We start from the raw sequence: 18,956 nt of genomic DNA, 5'->3' as shown, positions 1-18,956 counted from the left end.
TACTTTTCAATTTGTACCCTGCTCTCTTACATTCCGTATTAACGCAGCACGTCTATGATTCCATCAACAATTGTTTTAGCCGCTTGTTCTTGAAAAGCCTGCGACTTCATTCGCTTCTCATCATCATGATTGGAGATGTATCCAAGCTCAAGTAGGATCGACGGTCTTGAATTATCCCGCAGCACCATATAATCCCCCACATGTACGCCACGATCTCGCATATTGAAGCTCTGCTTCAGATGCTCATGCATCGTATTGGCAAGCTGCCAATTGTTATCATCGTAATAGTAGGTCGTCATTCCTTCTGCTTCTCCCGTATCGAAAGCATCATAATGAACGCTCACATAGAGATCTGCTGACTTCTCTTCAGCGACGTCAATTCGCTGCTGCAAAGATACCGTCTCGTCCTGCTCTCTTGTGACCACAACCTGTGCGCCTGTCCGTCGCTGAAGTTCGCGCTTAATCGCCTGAACGGTCTGCAGCGTCACATTCTTCTCCAGTGTGCCCTGCTGGCCAACCGAGCCTGAATCGTGTCCCCCATGCCCGGGGTCAAGAACAATCGTCTTTCCTACTAATTGCTGCCCTCCACCTTCTGGTGTTCGTAGAAGGACATGCTCTTCCTGCGAACCGTGTACATCCTGCATATAAACATAAGTCGAGAGCCCCAAAAATAGGAGCGCCGATAAACATACCATAGTCAATCTTTTCATTCGTAGACTACCTCTTCCCTTCTCTATCGATCTCGTTGATGAAACTAGTTTACTAGCCTCATATCAAGATGAGATAAAGATCGGGTAAAGAAAAAAGCCACTTTCTTGGAGAAAGTGGCTACAGCAGCGCTTTCATTGTTATTGCTGCCTCTTATACTAGTAAAATTGACACAACAATTACCAAGAACGAACTGCATTGAATCTGGTCACAGAAGCGCCTCCTGCAGTCTGTTCGCAGCCTGTTCACAGATAACGGGATATTCATCTTCGATACACGCTTTCTGACCTCAGACGAGCTGCTTCAAGCATCATTTTGGTTTGTAAATCATATATTTGTTTCATTGTTCAACAGACTCTACATGATTAGGAATAAAAAGGAATCTATGATTTTTACACATGCATGAACCTTCATTATCCAGTACAATAGGGAAAGTAACCGTCAGGTAAATGATTCTTTTGAAGGAGGATTTCACGAATGGACACTGCACTGCATGCACAACAAGCCTACGATGCGTGGTTGAACGATGCACACATTGATGAGGCGACGAAGGCAGAATTGCAGCAGATTGCTGACAACGAACGAGAAATTACAGACCGTTTCTATAAAGACTTGGAATTTGGTACAGGTGGCTTGCGCGGCGTTATTGGCGCGGGCAGCAACCGCATGAATGTATATACAGTAGGCAAAGCCACTCAAGGTCTTGCCCAATACTTGAAGTCAGAAGAAGCCGCTCCTTCCGTCGCGATTGCTTACGACTCTCGCCACTTCTCTCCAGAGTTCGCGCTTGAAGCAGCCTTGGTTCTAGCAGGCAATGGCGTAAAGGCATACGTATTCGAAAGTCTACGCCCTACTCCTGAGCTGTCTTTCTCTGTGCGGAACCTGAAGGCAAGCGCAGGCATCGTGGTAACGGCAAGCCACAACCCGCCAGAGTACAACGGGTACAAAGTATACGGCAACGATGGTGGACAAATTACACCACATACAGCATCGCGCGTCATTGCTGAAATTCGCGGCATCGCATCATTCGCGAGCATTCAGAAGCTAACCCGTGAGGAAGCAGAAGCACAAGGACTCCTCGTGTGGCTTGGACAGGAAATGGATGAAGCATACATAAATGCCGTTGCTTCCGTCAGCCAAAATGAAGATATCATTCGCGCATCCAGCGATTCATTCCGTGTACTCTTCACACCGCTTCATGGTACAGGCAACAAACCTGTACGTGCTGTATTGGATCGCATCGGCTTCCAGCAGGTTCGCGTCGTAGCGGAACAAGAGCTTCCAGACGGCAGCTTCCCTACCGTGAAGTCACCGAATCCAGAAGAGCGTGAGGCATTCAGCATTGCCATTGAGCAGGCTAAATCTTGGGATGCGGACATCATCATGGGTACAGACCCGGATGCAGACCGCATGGGTGCTGTTGTGAAGAATGCGGACGGTGAATATGTCGTACTGACCGGCAATCAGTCCGGAGCGATCATGGTACATTATTTGCTGGACGCGATGAAGACCAAGGGGACATTGCCAGCGAATGGAGCTGTGATCAAAACAATCGTAACGAGTGAGCTCGGTGCAGCAATCGCTCAATCCTTCGGCATGACGGTATTCAACACGCTCACTGGCTTCAAATATATCGGCGAGAAGATGACAGAATTCGATCGCACAGGCGAGCATACCTTCATCTTCGGCTACGAAGAAAGCTATGGCTATTTAGCAGGCAACTATGCACGCGATAAGGACGCTGTTATCGCAGCTATGCTCATCAGTGAAGCTGGCGCTTATTACAAAGCACAAGGCAAGACATTGTACGAGGTTCTGCAAGATTTGTATGCGCAGCATGGTCATTATCTCGAAGGCCTGCAAACACGTACGTTGAAAGGTGTGGAAGGCGTAGCAATCATTCAAGGCATCATGAATAATTGGCGTGAAGATGCTCCTTCTATAGCAGGCGGTGTGGCCATCACCTTGACAGAAGACTTCGCACAAGGCCTATATGATCTGCCGAAGGAAAATGTGCTGAAGTTCCACCTCGAGGATGGCAGCTGGTTCTGCCTCCGTCCATCCGGAACGGAACCGAAGATTAAGATGTACTTCGCCGTGAAGGGCTCGACTGGCGAAGATGCTGCGGCACGCTTGCAGCGCGTATCGGAAGACGTAATGTCACGTATTGATGCATTTATTCAAGCGCAATCCTAATATCCATTATTGTTTATCAAATAGATGTAATTTGCGCCGCCGTCTCGGCTTTCTCTGCGGGATGGCGTTATCATGACGCAGCATCGAACAAAAAAACAGCAGCTCCGGAGCACAGGTGCTCTGGAGCTGCTGTTTTTCTTTATCCGTATGCGTTTCCGATTAGATATTCTTGCAGTGTGTTCTAATATACTAATCCGTTGCCTTGCTCGCCTTGGCGTCCCTTTATTCTTTTCCGTTACGTAACCCCGATTTGGTATGCCTTTATACGTCTCCATTGCGACACTCTGACACGATACACCATTATGCTTCCCTTATACGGTAAGCTCAATTTACCTCTTCAGCTCTTCCACGTACTCAACCGAGCCTGTAACAATCAGCGACGACCGGAATAATCGTCAGCCTGAATCGGTGCAGAGCAATTGGCGTAAGGAAGGCAACAATCAGTACGATAACCAGTGATGTTAACGAATGATGATCCAATTCAATTCCTCCTTATCTCTAGCTTCATGCGCTTACTTAGTGTGGCATCATGAAACAGTGTTGAAAATGTTCATCTCTTTCTTTCCATTTCATACCTCAGCAGCAAGACATCTTCCTCGTGATACACGCTTGCATCCTGCATCAAATCGGTTCATACTAAAATGATGAACAGGCTTTAGTGATGAAAGGAGCAATCCCATGCAACAGGAAACGTTAGAATTATTCCGCACGCTGACGGAATTCCCTTCCGCTCCCGGCTTCGAACGGGAACTGCGTGCCTTGGTAAAAACTGAATTATCCAAATATACAGACGAATTCGTGCATGATGCACTCGGCAGTGTCTTCGGCGTTATGCGCGGCGACGAGCAAGGCCCTCGTGTTATGGTAGCCGGCCATCTCGATGAAGTTGGCTTCATGATCACGCAAATTACACCAAACGGGATGTTGAAGTTCCAACCGCTTGGCGGCTGGTGGGGACAAGTTGTACTCGCCCAGCAGGTTGAAGTTATTACGCCAAACGGCCCACTTCCAGGTGTTGTAGGCTCCATTCCGAAGCATCTGCTTGACGAAGCTACAGCGAACAAGCCTGTAGACGTGAAGCATATGTACATCGACATCGGTGCAGACAGCCGTGAAGAGGCTGAACAGGCGGGCGTTCGCCCTGGACAACAAATCGTTCCGGTCTGCAAATTCACTCCATTGCTTAATCCGAAGAAAATTATGGCTAAAGCATGGGACAATCGTTATGGTGTTGGACTTGCCATTGAATTGATGAAGGAACTTCATCGTGAGCAATTCAAGCTTCCAAATACATTGTTCTGCGGTGCAACTGTTCAAGAAGAGGTTGGTCTTCGCGGAGCCCGTACATCTGCCAACTTGATTCAGCCCGATATCTTCTATGCACTGGATTGCAGCGCAGCGAATGATATGACGGGTGACGTGAATTCCTTCGGCCATCTCGGCAAAGGTGCATTGCTTCGCATCCTCGATCCTACGATGATTACACATCGCGGTCTCGTGGAATTCATCCAAGATATTGCGGATACATATCGCATTCCGTATCAATACTTTGTATCTCCAGGCGGGACAGATGCTGGCCAAGTGCATTTGAGCAACAAGGGTGTTCCTTCGACGGTCATCGGCGTATGCGGCCGCTACATCCATACACCTGCTTCGATCGTTCATACAGACGATATCGACGCAGCCAAAGAACTGCTTGTTCAACTGGTGAAGCATACTGACCGTACAACATACAACACGATTGTAGAGCGTTCGTAACGTTATTTCTTAAACCAAAATCGGCAATATGTAAACGAGATTGTACTTAGATGGATTCAACAAGAGCGCAGAACACTGTTCGCATGAACAGCGTCTGCGCTCTTGTTGTAAGGCTGAATCCCAAGAAATGAAGGATTCATTCCCTGTTATGAACGGGAATAATGCAGTTCTACGAGCCCCGAAGAATAGCTGTGCGTGCCAAGCAGATGATAGGTACGCATCGTATGATGCTGTGGAAATAGAGGGATGCCCCCTCCAAGCAGTATAGGGTGAATGAAGAGACGAAGTTCGTCTACCCATCCTTCCTCCAGCATTCTGCCGATGATCTGCGCACCGCCTACAATCCATACTTGACGCTCCTTATCACCGAGCTTTGCCGACAAGGAAGCCATATCGGGAACATAAGTAACGTAATCATCGCGGCCTTGGCGGCTTGTCGTTAGCACATAGGTCTCCTTGCCTTCATAAGGATAGGCACCGATTGTCAGCACTTGATCATAAGTATGTCTGCCCATGATAAGCGTGTCGACTGAACGGTAGAAATTCTCGTAACCGTAGTCTTGATCGGTGAACAGCCAATCGACATCTCCATTGTCACGTGCTACATAGCCGTCCAGACTTATCGCAATATAGACATGATAACGCGAAGTGTACGCCATTCTTGCATCTCCTTTTCCATACCTACAGCAGGCTTCACTATACATAGCATACGGCAATGGACATATACTCATTCACGGCTTCAGGAATCGGTTCTTATCCACTCACTTCCCTATATCCCCCCGATGATCCCGCACACAACACATGGATGCCTCTCTACAAATCAATCCTCATCCGCTTCGAACAGCGTACGAATCATAGCCTCCCGATCGTTCATGAAGCTCTTCGTAATGATATAATGATCTGTCTCCTCCAACTCCACCCGATGAATCCCATCTTCATTGAGCTGCCAGATCTCCGCATTCGGATAGGACATCAAGATCGGAGAATGAGTTGCGACAATGAACTGCGACTGCTTGTTCACAAGCTCGTGCATCCGTGCAAGGAGCGTCATCTGGCGGAGCGGCGACAGAGCCGCTTCAGGCTCGTCCATCATATACATTCCGTGCCCGCCGAAGCGGTGCAGGAACGTGTTCAGAAATGACTCCCCGTGCGACTGCTCATGGAGTGATTTCCCCCCGAACGATTCCTTAATTTTCGGGCCTGGAGATACAATTGCATCCAGTTCTTCAATATTTGTCGCCACATTATAATAACTCTCCGCACGCAAGAAGAAACCGTCCCTCGGGCGCTGAACCCCCCGAGACAGCCGCAGATAGCGATATAGTTCAGAGTGTGTTGCAGATGTCGAAAATGAAAAATTCATCGATCCGCCTTCCGGATTGAAGCCCCAAGCAACAGCAAGCCCCTCCAGCAAGGTAGACTTCCCTGTACCGTTCTCCCCGACAATAAAGGTAACAGGTTTGCGAAATGCAAGCTGGTCGAGAGAACGAATCGCGGTAAGATCAAAGGGATACTGATGGAAGGAAGGCACTTGTTCACGCAATAACGTTATTTGCCGCAAATAGAGTGGCGAAGATTCAAATAGGGAATTCATAGGCTCATTCCTCCTTGGCAGGTGAATCGTCTCGCGGTACACTGTTAGACAAGGCTGCGAGAAGTACAACCACATTATCTATGATTAGGAACAGGGAGGGCAACTATGATGACAACGTCTGCCGATCAATCCACATCCAGCACGTCTGAAGTTCAGAACAATAGAACCGCTACCGCAACATTCGCGGGGGGATGCTTCTGGTGTATGGTGAAGCCATTTGACCAATGGGATGGCGTCTATCGCGTCGTATCTGGCTATACGGGTGGGCATATCCCGAATCCTACATACGAGCAAGTAAAAAAGCAGACGACCGGTCATCTGGAGGCCGTGCAAATTACATACAATCCAGACATCATCTCGTATAGCACGATGCTTGAACTGTTCTGGGCGCAAATCGATCCAACCGATGACGGCGGCCAATTCCAAGATCGCGGTGAATCGTATACGGCGGCTATCTTTGTGCACAATGAGGAACAGCGCCAACTAGCTGAGGCATCCAAGCTGGCACTTGCTGAGAGTGAACGCTTCGACAAGCCTATCGTGACGCCAATACGCGATGCTGCACCCTTCTATCCTGCGGAAGACTATCATCAAGACTACTATCGCAAGGAGCCCGAGCATTATAAGGAGGATCGCTCCAAGTCAGGACGCGATGAATTCATTTCCCACTATTGGAAAGCAACAGATATAGAAGTATAGAAGCATGCTGCGGATTCATCTTTATTCGATATGAAAAGAAACGGAGGGACAAGCGATCGATACCGAACAATTTGTGCGTGACTTTACTCAATTGGGACCACACCAAGCAATGGCCGATGGGGTACGAGTAGAAGATTCCAAGTCCATTGAAACCATTACAGGATGCGTGCTCCCCGATAATTTCAAGCAATTATACAGCTTCTATAATGGAGAACTGCCTGGAGAGCATCTATTGATGCTAGGGTTCTACTGGATGACTCTGCAATATATTGAATACGAAATCGTCCTCTACTGGGGATTGCCGCCGAATATGAGTTCGACGCAATCTCGTATCAGAAGGACCATATTCAAGAAGTCACTTGGAGTCCCGGCTGGATTCCGATCAATGCCAATGGTTCAGTCAGTTATATCGCGCTTGATCTCGCTCCTGGCCCAAGCGGCACGAAGGGACAGGCCATTAACTCCGGCCGCGATGAACAGGAAACGGTCGTCATTGCCGATTCTCTGGGAACCTTTTATTCATTAATCATCGAAAAGTTTTCCAAACAGAGCGCTGCGGATACGATCAGGAGAAGTACTTTATCGTATGGAAGACGGGCCATTTGTTCGATGAACTGAAGGAGCCCCTTCTTCCCTCTCACTCCGCGGATGAAGCTGATCTTGCTAACAAGTGGAGTGGCTTAGATGAACGGTGGAAGCAGGAAATCAATCGCGTGCTTGGCAAGTTGATCCACTTCGTAAACAGGTGGGATACAAGGTGGAAGAATCAGAATAACGAACAAGTGAAATTATACATATCAAAAGCTGAAATCAAGTTGATTATGATTGGGCATTACTGGAGCCAAAAGATAGAATTTAGCTGCGCGATTTTCAGCAAAGAAGAGAATATCGGCTCTCATTCACAGTCAAACTTTTGATTGACTAGCTCTTATCGCTGGGAACCTTGCCATTAACATGGGAGGGACAAATTTTACTCTTTTTCAGAACGCCTAAATGATGGTGACCGGGCATTGGATGGGGGTGGAAAACGGAAAAGGTTCGATCATTCACTGTGTCTCACCATTTCCTTTTATCAATATTCATGAACCGTAAATTCTCGTTCATCCGGACTACAGTGGCTTATATCTCTTCATGGTTTGATAAACCAAATGTTATCGAATTGTCAGCGGTATTGGGTTAGGGGTTTGCATTGGGAATATTCTACGGTATGAGGACAAAAATTTCTTATTCGAATGTCATTTTATAAAGGCTTATCTGGAACTTTGTCGATTTCTGGTGAGATTGGGTTCAATCATATAAACTAATCGATTTATTGTTCTGAACTAATTCCTCAATTGTACTTCTCCGGAAACGCCACCTGATCGCAGTTTAAGAAAGCTAATAATTTCAAACAATTTAATAAAATTCAAAACATACTTGATAATTTATTCCCTCAATCAATTGTTGACCTCGTTTTGATTGGGCTCAGAGGATGATTTGAAATCGTTGGGAGCCTCCTCAATAATAAGATCGGAATTTTCGTTCTTTATATCGTTTACACTCTTTGATACCGGGATAGCCGTCATATTCTGCGAAGGATAATCCGTCAAGAAATTTCTCTATTCCTAAACCACATTATTAACGAGTCAATTGAAAGTAATATTATTATAATTATTAATGGTTGTGCAAATATATCATAAGGTAAGGGGGTGGCAAGAGAAATAATTACGTTTATGAATGTCATTCCTACAAATAGCGCAATGTTTAATAATAAGTAACGTATTAAAACTTTAATGTTATTACGAAAAACAATATGTAAGGTTATTACCGCGATATAAAATAAAAAAGAAAATAGATTAGCGAATGTAGAAACCCATTTTTCAAAATGGATCGCTGAGTCAAGCTCTTGCGAATGATTTAATCGATAATATTCTAGCAGTCCAAAACTGTAGTAAAATAAAAGAAGCAAAATAGTGTAAGCAATAAATAGTGTCTTTGACAAAGATATATTTTTACGAATTGCAGAGAAAAAATTCATTATCCCGCCCCCTTTAGCTAGTTCCTATTAAATGAATTCATTTTTTTAAAGACGCTTATTTTTCACTATTCATCAGGTAATCGATCCCTTGTGGTAAATGGGTCACCTTTTGAAATTTAACTTGGGATTCTAATCTTAGATACACCCAAGTCTTTCTCTTTAAAAGTTGAACATTCTCCATTGTCCCCCACTGTTTGGGTCTTGCCACGCCTAATAGTCAAGACTTAAACAGTGGAGGGACTTAGAGTTATTGAACTATATTTTGCATTCCTGAAGGATAAGCGTCAAAGGAGTCTACAAAGCTTCCAAAATCTACATTGACGCCGTAAGTATAAGGACCCCAAACAGGGATTCCTACTGTAGCCGTCATATTGTAGCTAATATTAAAACTTGCTCTTGTGCCAGAATATGAGTTACCAGTATTGATGTTAGAAAGAGAGGTGGAAATGCCCCATCCAAAATTTGCGGAAAGATCAGCGTATGGCCCGTTTACTGAAGTAATCCGGAAATCATTTCCATAAGAGAAGCTGCCACTGAGAGTAACAACCCACTCTTTTGTAAAATGTCCTTTTGAGTCTGAAGCCATATGGTAAAATTTTTTTGTCACACTCTCACCACTAGCTAAAGTAGCACTTTTACTAGATTCTCCAGTACCAAGAGTATCTTGTATTTGTTCTACATAAGTTAAAGATAATTTTTTGTCAAGAATAGCTTGTTTAATTTCTTTATAGTCCCCACTATAAAAATGACTCTTATTACTCTCGATAAAATCCTTTGTCACATTAACTCCATTTGGATCTACTACTTTAACTCCATCGAGATCCTTGAAAACTTTACCGATATAGTCAACAAATTGTTGACTCACTTCATTTTTTCCCTCAACATTCATTACTTGAGCTACATTATCGCTAGCGTTGTCTCCTGAATTATCCGCAGCAAATGTTGAAGATGTATTCAAAGAAACCACTAATGAAAGTATAGCCATAATACTTAGAATTCGCTTTGCCATTTGTATTTCCTCCTATTAGATAAATCGAAAACCACAAAAAAATTTACACAAGAGCGCGTATATCATCTCCTTCAAGGAAAGTATTTTTTTACATGGGTAATAATACCATTTATCTATCAATTTGTAAATTATATGGTTATATTTTCCTGGATAATATGAGGGATCGGACTAGATTCTTTCGAAATGGGGCAAATACTCTTAGTTTTGGGATATGCGGGCAGCCGTTCCCGATTCCAAGAATCTCTTATGTATATTCGAAACTGATGGCACCCTGTATTATTTCAAGAGGGCACTCATTGCGGTAATTATTGCCTGACCTTTTCCCTAAGGATAATATGGATGTCACATGGATCAATATCAGGAATAACTACTCAAACATTCACTTCTCTCGGTATAGAACAGTCTACGGACGATTATTGGGCGAATAAAAGTCACATCTTGAATCTGCTCTTTCAACTTATCAAAATGAAACTTAGCATACTGAACTAATTTTGAGTCAGATATTTAATAAAGATGGGTAGATGATATTTATAACCTGATCAAATATAACACCTAAAAATTATTGTTTATCAGGCTTTGACCATTACTATCCTTATTGGACTCCAACTTATGCCTTCCTCTTTTTTCAGTACATAATTGAAATTACTGTGTCTCCAAACCTTAAATATATATTGGAAACTACTTTCATCAACACCGTTACTCCTCAATGCTCTAATAATGCTATCGAAATCAAACCGTCTAGCTGATTTTAATAAATTCAGGACTCTTGAATAGTAAAAAAAACACCGTACACGAATATCAATGACCCCATCAAGCCATTCACAGTAATATATATATCCTCTCATACTCGGACAGAGTATGATGAATTCGTTCAGTCTTCCACCCTTTGTGTCGAGTTAACTCCTGAAGTAATTTTATTGTCATGTGCTTGAATAAACGGCTGATAGTTCTTCTCCTACACCTTGTCCTCTTACTGTCTTAATGTATTTGCTTTGCAATTTTTTTCTTTCACTTCGCTTAGACAACTTCATCACCTCCAGAAATCCCCCCCTGTACCCCGATAAATCATCCTTTGGATCCGATACCCCTTAAAACAACTAATGGCCTCACCCCTCGATAACAAAGGGCAAAGCCATTAGCATAAATTGTTTTGTTGACACTAACTTTAATGTCATGGATTGTCAACACTAAATCAGACAGCTTTTTTAAGGGATAATCTTCTGTAATCTACTGGACTCATATAGCCTAAGGTTCCATGGATGCGATGTTTGTTGAACCAATTAACGTAGTCATATAGCTCCAATTCTAGGCGATGTAAACTTTGGAAGTTCATCTGATTTATGAATTCCGTCTTCATAATTTTAAACGTAGCTTCTGCAACTGCGTTATCATAAGGGCACCCTTTCATGCTTAAGGAACGACCGATCTTTAACGTAGCAAGTGTCTCATCAATCAACTTGTTCTTAAATTCACTACCACGATCGGTATGGAATAATTGAATTTGACTTAGATTTCCTTGCACAGAAGCAAAGGCTCGTGTGACTAAAGCTGCGTCCTTTTTCGGCCCTGCACTTGAGCCAATGATCTCTCGATTAAAGAGGTCAACTAATACACAGATGTAGTGCCATCTGTTTTTGACTTTGACATACGTTAGATCGCTTACAACGACGCGCTTAGCTTCAGATTGCTGGAACTTGCGGTTCAGTTCATTTACCTGTTGCGATTCGTTGCATGTTGTTTTGTGAGGTTTGTATTGAGCCACGGTGTATGTAGAAACAAGGCCTTGTTCCTTCATAATGCGGCCAATTCGACGTCTTGATACGATAAGTCCACGTTCGTGAAGCTTTGCTTTAATCTTTCTTGTACCATATGCATTTCGGTTCTTCTGGAAGATTTCAACGATTAGCTTCGTAATACCATCTTCATTACTGGAGTTTTTTGCTTCATAATAGTACGTACTTCTAGTTATTTGCAGGACGTCACACATTGCTGATACCGAGTATTTGTCGCGATTTTGATGGATGACACTTACTTTCGTCCCATGATCAGCGCTGCTTGCTTTAGAATGTCATTCTCCATTTTGAGTCGTTGGTTTTCTTTCCGTAATGCAATAAGTTCATTTTCTTCTGGAGAGCGGTTGTCCTTCTCTGAGAAGGAACCTGTTTGGTGGGCTTGTTTAATCCAGCGATCCAATGCAGATGCACTCAACTCATACTCACTTACAATGTCTGCTCTTGATTTCCCATTCTCGTATAGCTGAACCATCTGTTTCTTGAAATCATCTGTAAATGTTCGTCTTATTCTTGGCATAGTAGATCCGCTCCTTGTTATGATGTGTTAATTCTACTAGCCCTTAATTTTTCTGTCCAACTAAGTGTAGCCGATCTAGTCATCAGACACGTTCTTATGAGGTGTAACCGTATGTTTCCCCCTATAATTTAGTCTAGGATACTCGCTTTTCTGATATTTAGCATCGAATTTGTCCGTACATGTACACAAAACAAATAGACCGTCCCCTCGCTCTAGGTAACGGTCTATTTCCTGAAATATTTCCAGACTATTGCACCTTAAAGCATTTTTGCTCTAGGCTACGATATTATAATAACTCCTTGCGAAGCTGCTCCGGAGACTTCGGAGACAACAAGCCAAATGGAATATCAAATACCGTGCGAGCACCGGATTCGCCGCGCTTCGCCAGACGAGATACAGCACGAGCATAAGCAACGAGTACGCTTGCTGTGAATTCAGGGTTGCTGCCCAGATTCAAGCCGAACTCCATAATTTGCGATGTGCCTTCACCTGTCACGCCGCTGCGGAATACAAGACCGCCATGAGGCATGGCAGAGTGGTTCGCCTTCAGCTCTTCTTCGCTGATGAAGTTCACGATTGTGTCGTAATCCGCGAAGTAGTTCGGCATGGACTTGATTTCTTGCTCGATGCGAGCCTTGTCCGCGCCTTCTTCAGCAACAACGAAGCATTCACGCAGGTGCTTCTCGCGAGTGGACAATTCAGGGTTCTCCCCTTGACGTACCTTCGCAACAGCTTCCTCGGAAGGAATTGTGTATTGTACACCGTTCTTAACGCCCTCTACACGGCGAATTGCATCGGAGTGACCTTGGCTCACGCCACGTCCCCAGAATGTGTATTCATTGCCCTCTGGAAGAACAGATTCGAACAACAAGCGGTTCAAGGAGAACAAGCCTGGATCCCAACCTGTCGAGATAACTGCAACATGTCCGTTTCCTTGAGCAGCTTCATCGACAGATGCGAAATATTCAGGAATACGTGCATGTGTATCAAAGCTATCCACCGTGTTGAACATACGTGCAAGCTCAGGACCTTGCTCTGGAAGATCCGTTGCAGAACCTCCGCACAAAATCATTACATCTACTTTATCTTTGTAAGATTCCGCATCATTGAGTGAAAAGACAGGAACCTCTGCTTGTATGGATTCTGGGCTGCGACGTGTGAAAATGCCAACGAGCTCCATATCTGAATTTTGGCGGATCGATTTCTCTACGCCCTTGCCTAAGTTACCGTAACCTACAATACCTATACGAATAGATGACATGAGGTTGCTCCTCTCTATTTCTAAAATCATGGACTAGTATAATATATAAAGTAGATTTGCACAAAATGACATAGATTATTCGCTATACTTGTTGCATTCTGTTGCTACTGCTCTTCAGCTGTCAACTCTTTTGCTATCTACGTAATGGGAAACTGAGTGTGATACGTGCCCCAGGCGTATTCGCTGCTTGAATGCCTCCCCCATGCTTACGCATAATGAGCTTCGCCATATACAACCCAAGTCCGGCATGCCCTTGATATTGCGAACGTGATGCGTCGCCTTGAACGAACTTATCAAATACGGAATCCAGCATATGTGCTGGGAATCCAGTTCCCGTATCTGTAATCGACATCTCCAGCTCATGCGCTTTCCATTCCGCCTTCCACGTAATTGTGCCGCCTGAAGGTGTGAAGCGTAAGCTATTAGCGAGCAGATTGTCCATAAGCTGTCTCAGACGATCCCCATCGAGAAGCAGCGCTCCCTCTGCTTGTTGATCTGCAGGTGGGATGCAATGGAATTCAATCTGCTGTTCTGCGCACAACTGCTGCATATCCTGTGCGATCTCTTCCATAAATCGATTCATCTCTACTGGCTTTCGGTTCAAACGGAACTGCGGTGACTCCATTTCCGACACCTGATTCATTTCCTGCACGAGGCGAATGGCCCGCTTTGTATTCTTATCAATCGTCGTCAAATATCGCTGCAGACGATCTGGACGATTCATTCCACCATCCAGCAAACCCTCTACATGACCTTGCACGATTGCGAGCGGGGTACGCAGATCATGTGCGAGTGCAGCTACCATCTCGCGCCGCCGCTGCTCCAACTTCCACTCGCGTTGCAGAGACAAATATAGCTCCCGCCTCATCTCGTCGAATGCCTTCATGAGTTGAGCCATTTCTGAAGTACCTTCATAGGAGAAGCTAAAATCCAGATCCCGCTGCTGAACCCGTCTCGTGCCCTCTATTAATTCCTCGATGGGGCGGCTCAGCTTGCGGCCGAACCTTCGACCGAACAGCCATGCAAATAGAATGACAAATAGAAAAGGTGAAAATAAGACCGCGATGACTAACAGTCCGAAGTAAGGGCCTAGCTTCGATCGCACAGTAACGCCAACAGAAAGTGTGTAGTTGATGACTACAGCTCCCTGCAGTTCGCCTGACTGATTGACGACAGGCAATACGTTGCGAGCACGCCCCATTCCCGTCATCCCGCTTGCATTGAGTAGGGAAATCAGTTCGCGCCCACCACGTATGTTCGGATCAGGCAGCGATCCATATCTATATTGACCTGTTCGATCAACAACTGCGTAACGTATCCCCTTCTCATCTACTAATCGTTCGATGAGCGATTGATTTCCCTTATCCAGCAAGCGTTCCCCTTCTGATTCTACTAACTTGCGTATGGGCGGAATCTGCTTCTCATAGTAATTGGCAGGTCTGAACACGCCGTCGTCATACGATTGCATCCATATGAAGGCTCCCCATACAACAATCGTCAGTGCCAGACTCGTACCGATTACCCATACAAAGTATGTAATAAACTGACGTTTAAAGGAGTGCATGCTCATTCCTGCACCTTCCATTTGTAGCCGATGCCCCATACGGTTTCAATCCAGCGCGATGGCGTGTGAACTGCTGCCATCTTCGCCCGAATATTCTTCACATGCTCCGTAACTGTCGTATCATCTCCAAGGGCGTCCATACCCCATACCTGTTCGTAAATATGCTCGCGTGCAAATACCTGTCCCGGATGGAGAGCAAGCAGTTCTACGATCGCGAACTCCCGGCTTGTTAACGGCAATCGCTTGCCTTCATAACGAAGCTCCATCCCCTTCACATCCACTGTAAATGCTCCAAATATGAGTACTTGCTCATGATTATCCTGCTGCCGCACATAGCGTCGTTCTCTTCGAAGATGCGCTTCAATGCGCGCCTTCAGCTCACGCATGCTAAATGGCTTGCTAATATAATCATCGCCCCCTGCCGCTAGACCGTATATACGATCTGCTTCACTCACCCTCGCACTGACAAATAGAATCGGGCAAGCAACCGCTTCTCGAACCTGCTTACACCATTCCACTCCATCCGTGCCAGGCATCATAACGTCGAGTACAATTAGGTCGGGCGACTGTTCCGTAATAAGCCGCTGCGCCTGATCCGCATTGTGTGCCGTGCGTACCGAATACCCGTCATCCTCCAATGAATCACGTACGAACACCGTCATTTCTTCCTCATCATCGACCAGCAATATGTTAGCCCGTTCCATGCCTTTGTTCCCCTTTGGTGACAAAATTTCAATCCTGTATGATTTCCTTCTCTTCGACTATGTAAATGGAGTGAGGATTGCCACGTTACTTTATCGCCGCTTTCTATCTCAATTTCCTCCGCAAACTATGATCTCTATTAACTATGATCTCTATTAATTATGATCCCTATAGATTATGAGCTCTATTGATTATGATCATTGTTAAATATGATCATTATGAAATACGATCCGCATTAATAGTTACTCTGTTAAACACCGTTGCCCCCGCTTAGTTGCAATTTTGCACTTCTACGTTATGATTTTCTTATAACAGTCATCATATCTAGTCTAATGCAACTCTCTCACACAGGGCAAATAAGCCAGGATCGTTCAATAATGCAATGGATTCAATAGAGCAATGAGTTCGATAGAATAAGACGACATGAATCAGAATAAGCGTACTGTGAACCGCCGATAGGCACTTCCACTGTACGCTTATTCATTCAATGAACCCCCATTCCTGCTATCGCATATGCTGATCAAGAGGAGTTGGGCGTATGCCACAATATCTAATTATTGTCGATCTGTCTGATCGCAGGTTATACCTACTGGACGGAGATGTCGTTGTAAGGGAATATCCTGTGGGCGTCGGCAAGATGTTAACCCAAACCCCTACAGGGGAATATACGATCATTAACAAAGAGCCGAACCCGGGCGGCCCATTTGGCGTCTTCTGGATGGGCTTGTCGAAGCCCCATTACGGCATTCACGGAACGAATGATCCTTCCTCCATTGGGCACTACGTATCTCACGGCTGTATCCGCATGTACAATGAGGATGTTCTCCAATTGGCAGCTCTTGTCCCCATCCATACAAGAGTGACCATACGTCCATAACATTGACAGGATTAAATCGGGCATCGAAAAAAGAATAAAGCCTCTTTCCTGCTGCAGAGAAGCGTGTTCTCATATCGCAGCAAGAAAGAAGCATTATAAAAGTCCCCCATAATGCCGTAATGACACCCGGTACACTGGGCTGGCCTTTATGGGTATATTCTATTATGCCAAGATTGATGCTGGAGCTACCTCCAATGGGAAGTGGCAAGCCACTTGCCGGTCTGCGCCAACCGTCTCCAGCTCCGGCGCTACGAGCCGGCACTTCTCTTGAGCGAAGGCACATCGCGGATGGAAGCGGCACCCCGAAGGAGGGTTCGCCGGAGATGGCACATCTCCCTGCAGGACAATTCGCTCCTTCTTATAATGCGGATTCGGTCTAGGAATCGCGGACAGCAGCGCCGCGGTATAAGGATGCTTAGGATTCGCGAACAAATCCTCCGTACGGGCCACTTCGACTAATTTGCCTAAATACATGACCCCGATACGATCAGAAATATGACGTACGACATTCAGCCCATGCGCGATAAAGAGGAAGGTCAATCCCAATTCCTTCTGCAGCTTCATGAGCAGGTTCAGCACTTGGGATTGGACCGACACATCCAATGCCGATACGGCTTCATCTGCTACGATAAAGCTCGGATTAAGCGCAATCGCTCGAGCGATGCCTATCCGTTGGCGCTGACCACCAGAGAACTCATGTGGATAACGGTTGCGTCGGACTGGATCCAGTCCGACCAGCTCCATCAATTCCACTACACGCTTATCGATTTCGCTCGGTGACGCCTTATGGTGAACACGCAGCGGCTCTCCGATAATATCTCGGATGTGTATACGTGGATTCAAGGAACCGAACGGATCTTGGAATATAATTTGCATATCCTGCCGCAGCCGTCGCAGTTGCTTCGTATTCATATTCTGAATCTGCTTCCCATCGAAAAAGACAGCTCCGCTTGTTGGCTTCTGTAATTGGAGAATGGCTCTACCGAGCGTTGATTTGCCGCAGCCCGATTCGCCGACAAGACCGAACGTTTCCCCTTGATTAATGCTAAAGGTAACATCATCTACTGCTTTCACATGGCCAACTACCCGGTTGAGGAGACCCGTCTTGATCGGGAAATACTTCTTCAGGTTGCGAACTTCGATCAATGATTGTTGCATCATGCGCGCTTCACCTCGGTTTGTCCGTCATTATCGCCGTGGAACAGCCAACAGGCTACCTGATGATTGCTCCGGATTTCCCCTAGTGCAGGCTCGTGATGTCGGCATTTGTCCTCCACCTTCGCACAGCGTGGATTGAAGCGGCAGCCCGAAGGCAAGTTGTTAATTCCGGGAATGGTTCCTGGAATCGTATAGAGTTCCTCGCCTCTTGCTCCTTCCAAGCCTGGAATCGACTGCAAGAGACCAATCGTATAAGGATGGGAGGGATGGTCAAATATTTCTGCTACGCTTCCTTCCTCCACGATCTTGCCGGCATACATTACCGCGATACGGTCAGCCATCTCCGCAGCTACGCCCATATCATGGGTAATCAGCACAATCGCCATGCCGAGCTCCTGCTGAAGACGCTGCAGCAGATCGAGAATTTGCGCCTGCACGGTTACATCGAGCGCAGTCGTCGGCTCATCTGCAATGAGCAGCTCTGGCTTGCAGACGAGTGCCATCGCGATAACGACCCGCTGCCGCATGCCGCCGGACATCTCGTGCGGATATTGCTTCGCACGCATCTCTGGATCCGGGATTCCTACCATGCGCAGCATGTCAATTGCCCGCTCCCAAGATTCCTTCTTGCTTATCTTCTCATGAAGCTGCAAGCTTTCCGCAATTTGATCGCCTATCGTAAACACCGGATTAAGCGCCGACATCGGATCTTGGAAGATCATCGAAATCTTTTCCCCACGAACGTTGATCATTTCCTTTTGCGATTTGGTTGACAGATCCTCGCCATTAAAACGAATGCTGCCTTCGAAAATGGTTCCTCCTGCATAGTCGATCAATCGCATAATCGAAAGAGAAGCGACACTCTTACCACTGCCGGATTCACCTACAATACAGAGCGTTTTACCCTTCTCCACGCTAAGGGATATTCGATCTGTTGCCTTCGCAATGCCCTGCGCCGTCACAAAGCCTGTTGTCAGATTTCGGACTTCGAGAAGTTTTCCCGCCATTGCCGCAACCTCCTACGTGGAATTTTCTCTTTCTTGCGTGGATCAAATGCATCTCGGATGCCGTCTCCAATAAAATTGACCGCCAACACGACAATA

16 protein-coding genes and 2 pseudogenes are annotated in these 18,956 nt (G+C 45.6%); 6 read left to right on the top strand and 12 right to left on the bottom strand.

Annotated elements, in window-relative coordinates; translation table 11 throughout:
• Positions 1-38: 38 nt before the first annotated feature.
• Positions 39-710 carry an N-acetylmuramoyl-L-alanine amidase family protein gene (locus tag PBN151_RS23955; protein ID WP_227775026.1) on the bottom strand — a complete coding sequence of 224 codons (672 nt, stop codon included), beginning with the start codon at positions 708-710 and terminating at the stop codon, positions 39-41.
• Between the two features lie 475 nt (positions 711-1,185).
• Here PBN151_RS23955 and PBN151_RS23950 point away from each other — a divergent pair, with 475 nt between their 5' ends.
• Positions 1,186-2,904 carry a phospho-sugar mutase gene (locus tag PBN151_RS23950; protein ID WP_072731006.1) on the top strand — a complete coding sequence of 573 codons (1,719 nt, stop codon included), beginning with the start codon at positions 1,186-1,188 and terminating at the stop codon, positions 2,902-2,904.
• A 372-nt stretch (positions 2,905-3,276) separates the two neighbouring features.
• On the opposite strand, the pseudogene PBN151_RS30845 reads toward PBN151_RS23950, so the two are convergent.
• Positions 3,277-3,384, bottom strand: a pseudogene (locus PBN151_RS30845) (cation:proton antiporter); the annotation flags it as partial.
• 198 nt (positions 3,385-3,582) lie between these two features.
• Here PBN151_RS30845 and PBN151_RS23945 point away from each other — a divergent pair.
• Positions 3,583-4,662 (top strand): M42 family metallopeptidase, encoded by a 1,080-nt coding sequence (locus tag PBN151_RS23945; RefSeq protein ID WP_021256256.1) that lies wholly within the window; start codon positions 3,583-3,585, stop codon positions 4,660-4,662.
• 146 nt (positions 4,663-4,808) lie between these two features.
• On the opposite strand, the gene PBN151_RS23940 is transcribed toward PBN151_RS23945, so the two are convergent.
• Positions 4,809-5,321, bottom strand: a complete 513-nt coding sequence (locus PBN151_RS23940; RefSeq protein ID WP_072731005.1) for a dihydrofolate reductase family protein — start codon at positions 5,319-5,321, stop codon at positions 4,809-4,811.
• Between the two features lie 161 nt (positions 5,322-5,482).
• Positions 5,483-6,256 (bottom strand): AAA family ATPase, encoded by a 774-nt coding sequence (locus PBN151_RS23935; RefSeq protein WP_072731004.1) that lies wholly within the window; start codon positions 6,254-6,256, stop codon positions 5,483-5,485.
• Positions 6,257-6,361: 105 nt separating this feature from the next.
• Between PBN151_RS23935 and msrA the strand changes: the two genes are divergently transcribed.
• The 3 genes from msrA to PBN151_RS23920 all read left to right on the top strand — a co-directional run bounded on the left by msrA (position 6,362) and on the right by PBN151_RS23920 (position 7,872).
• Entirely contained in the window at positions 6,362-6,955 is a 594-nt protein-coding gene (gene msrA, locus PBN151_RS23930) for a peptide-methionine (S)-S-oxide reductase MsrA (protein WP_072731003.1), read from the top strand.
• A gap of 273 nt (positions 6,956-7,228) precedes the next feature.
• Entirely contained in the window at positions 7,229-7,573 is a 345-nt protein-coding gene (locus tag PBN151_RS32580) for an SMI1/KNR4 family protein (protein ID WP_083545316.1), read from the top strand.
• Complete coding sequence (locus PBN151_RS23920; protein WP_072731002.1) at positions 7,558-7,872, top strand: hypothetical protein; 315 nt, start codon at positions 7,558-7,560, stop codon at positions 7,870-7,872. The genes PBN151_RS32580 and PBN151_RS23920 overlap by 16 nt, the downstream gene beginning before the upstream one ends.
• A gap of 1,347 nt (positions 7,873-9,219) precedes the next feature.
• Here PBN151_RS23920 and PBN151_RS23910 read toward each other — a convergent pair.
• The 5 genes from PBN151_RS23910 to PBN151_RS23885 form a co-directional block, all read right to left on the bottom strand.
• Entirely contained in the window at positions 9,220-9,981 is a 762-nt protein-coding gene (locus PBN151_RS23910; protein WP_072731000.1) for a hypothetical protein, read from the bottom strand.
• A gap of 1,192 nt (positions 9,982-11,173) precedes the next feature.
• A protein-coding gene (locus PBN151_RS23905) for an IS3 family transposase (RefSeq protein ID WP_139295416.1) occupies positions 11,174-12,291 on the bottom strand; the annotation gives its coding sequence in 2 pieces (ribosomal slippage) (positions 11,174-12,045 and positions 12,045-12,291; 1,119 coding nt in all).
• Between the two features lie 286 nt (positions 12,292-12,577).
• Entirely contained in the window at positions 12,578-13,552 is a 975-nt protein-coding gene (locus tag PBN151_RS23895) for a diaminopimelate dehydrogenase (RefSeq protein ID WP_072730998.1), read from the bottom strand.
• A 133-nt stretch (positions 13,553-13,685) separates the two neighbouring features.
• Positions 13,686-15,155 carry a sensor histidine kinase gene (locus PBN151_RS23890; RefSeq protein ID WP_227775024.1) on the bottom strand — a complete coding sequence of 490 codons (1,470 nt, stop codon included), beginning with the start codon at positions 15,153-15,155 and terminating at the stop codon, positions 13,686-13,688.
• Complete coding sequence (locus PBN151_RS23885; protein WP_028533538.1) at positions 15,119-15,820, bottom strand: response regulator transcription factor; 702 nt, start codon at positions 15,818-15,820, stop codon at positions 15,119-15,121. Before PBN151_RS23885 ends, PBN151_RS23890 begins: the two co-directional genes overlap by 37 nt.
• Before the next feature lie 536 nt (positions 15,821-16,356).
• Between PBN151_RS23885 and PBN151_RS23880 the strand changes: the two genes are divergently transcribed.
• A complete protein-coding gene (locus PBN151_RS23880) occupies positions 16,357-16,695 on the top strand; it encodes a L,D-transpeptidase (protein WP_072730996.1) in 339 nt (112 codons plus the stop codon).
• 162 nt (positions 16,696-16,857) lie between these two features.
• Here the strand turns inward: PBN151_RS23880 and PBN151_RS23875 are convergent, their stop codons facing one another.
• The 3 genes and pseudogenes from PBN151_RS23875 to PBN151_RS32575 all read right to left on the bottom strand — a co-directional run.
• Positions 16,858-17,856 carry an ABC transporter ATP-binding protein gene (locus PBN151_RS23875; protein ID WP_072730995.1) on the bottom strand — a complete coding sequence of 333 codons (999 nt, stop codon included), beginning with the start codon at positions 17,854-17,856 and terminating at the stop codon, positions 16,858-16,860.
• On the bottom strand, positions 17,853-18,860 hold the full coding sequence (locus PBN151_RS23870; protein ID WP_072730994.1) for an ABC transporter ATP-binding protein: 1,008 nt from the start codon (positions 18,858-18,860) through the stop codon (positions 17,853-17,855). Before PBN151_RS23870 ends, PBN151_RS23875 begins: the two co-directional genes overlap by 4 nt.
• Positions 18,827-18,956 (bottom strand): annotated as a pseudogene (locus PBN151_RS32575) (ABC transporter permease); the annotation flags it as partial. The pseudogene PBN151_RS32575 and the gene PBN151_RS23870, both read right to left, overlap by 34 nt.

The sequence above is a fragment of the Paenibacillus sp. NAIST15-1 genome (assembly GCF_001894745.1).
Classification (GTDB): Bacteria; Bacillota; Bacilli; order Paenibacillales; family Paenibacillaceae; genus Paenibacillus_B; species Paenibacillus_B suaedae.
This window is presented reverse-complemented; position numbering and strand designations above follow the sequence as displayed.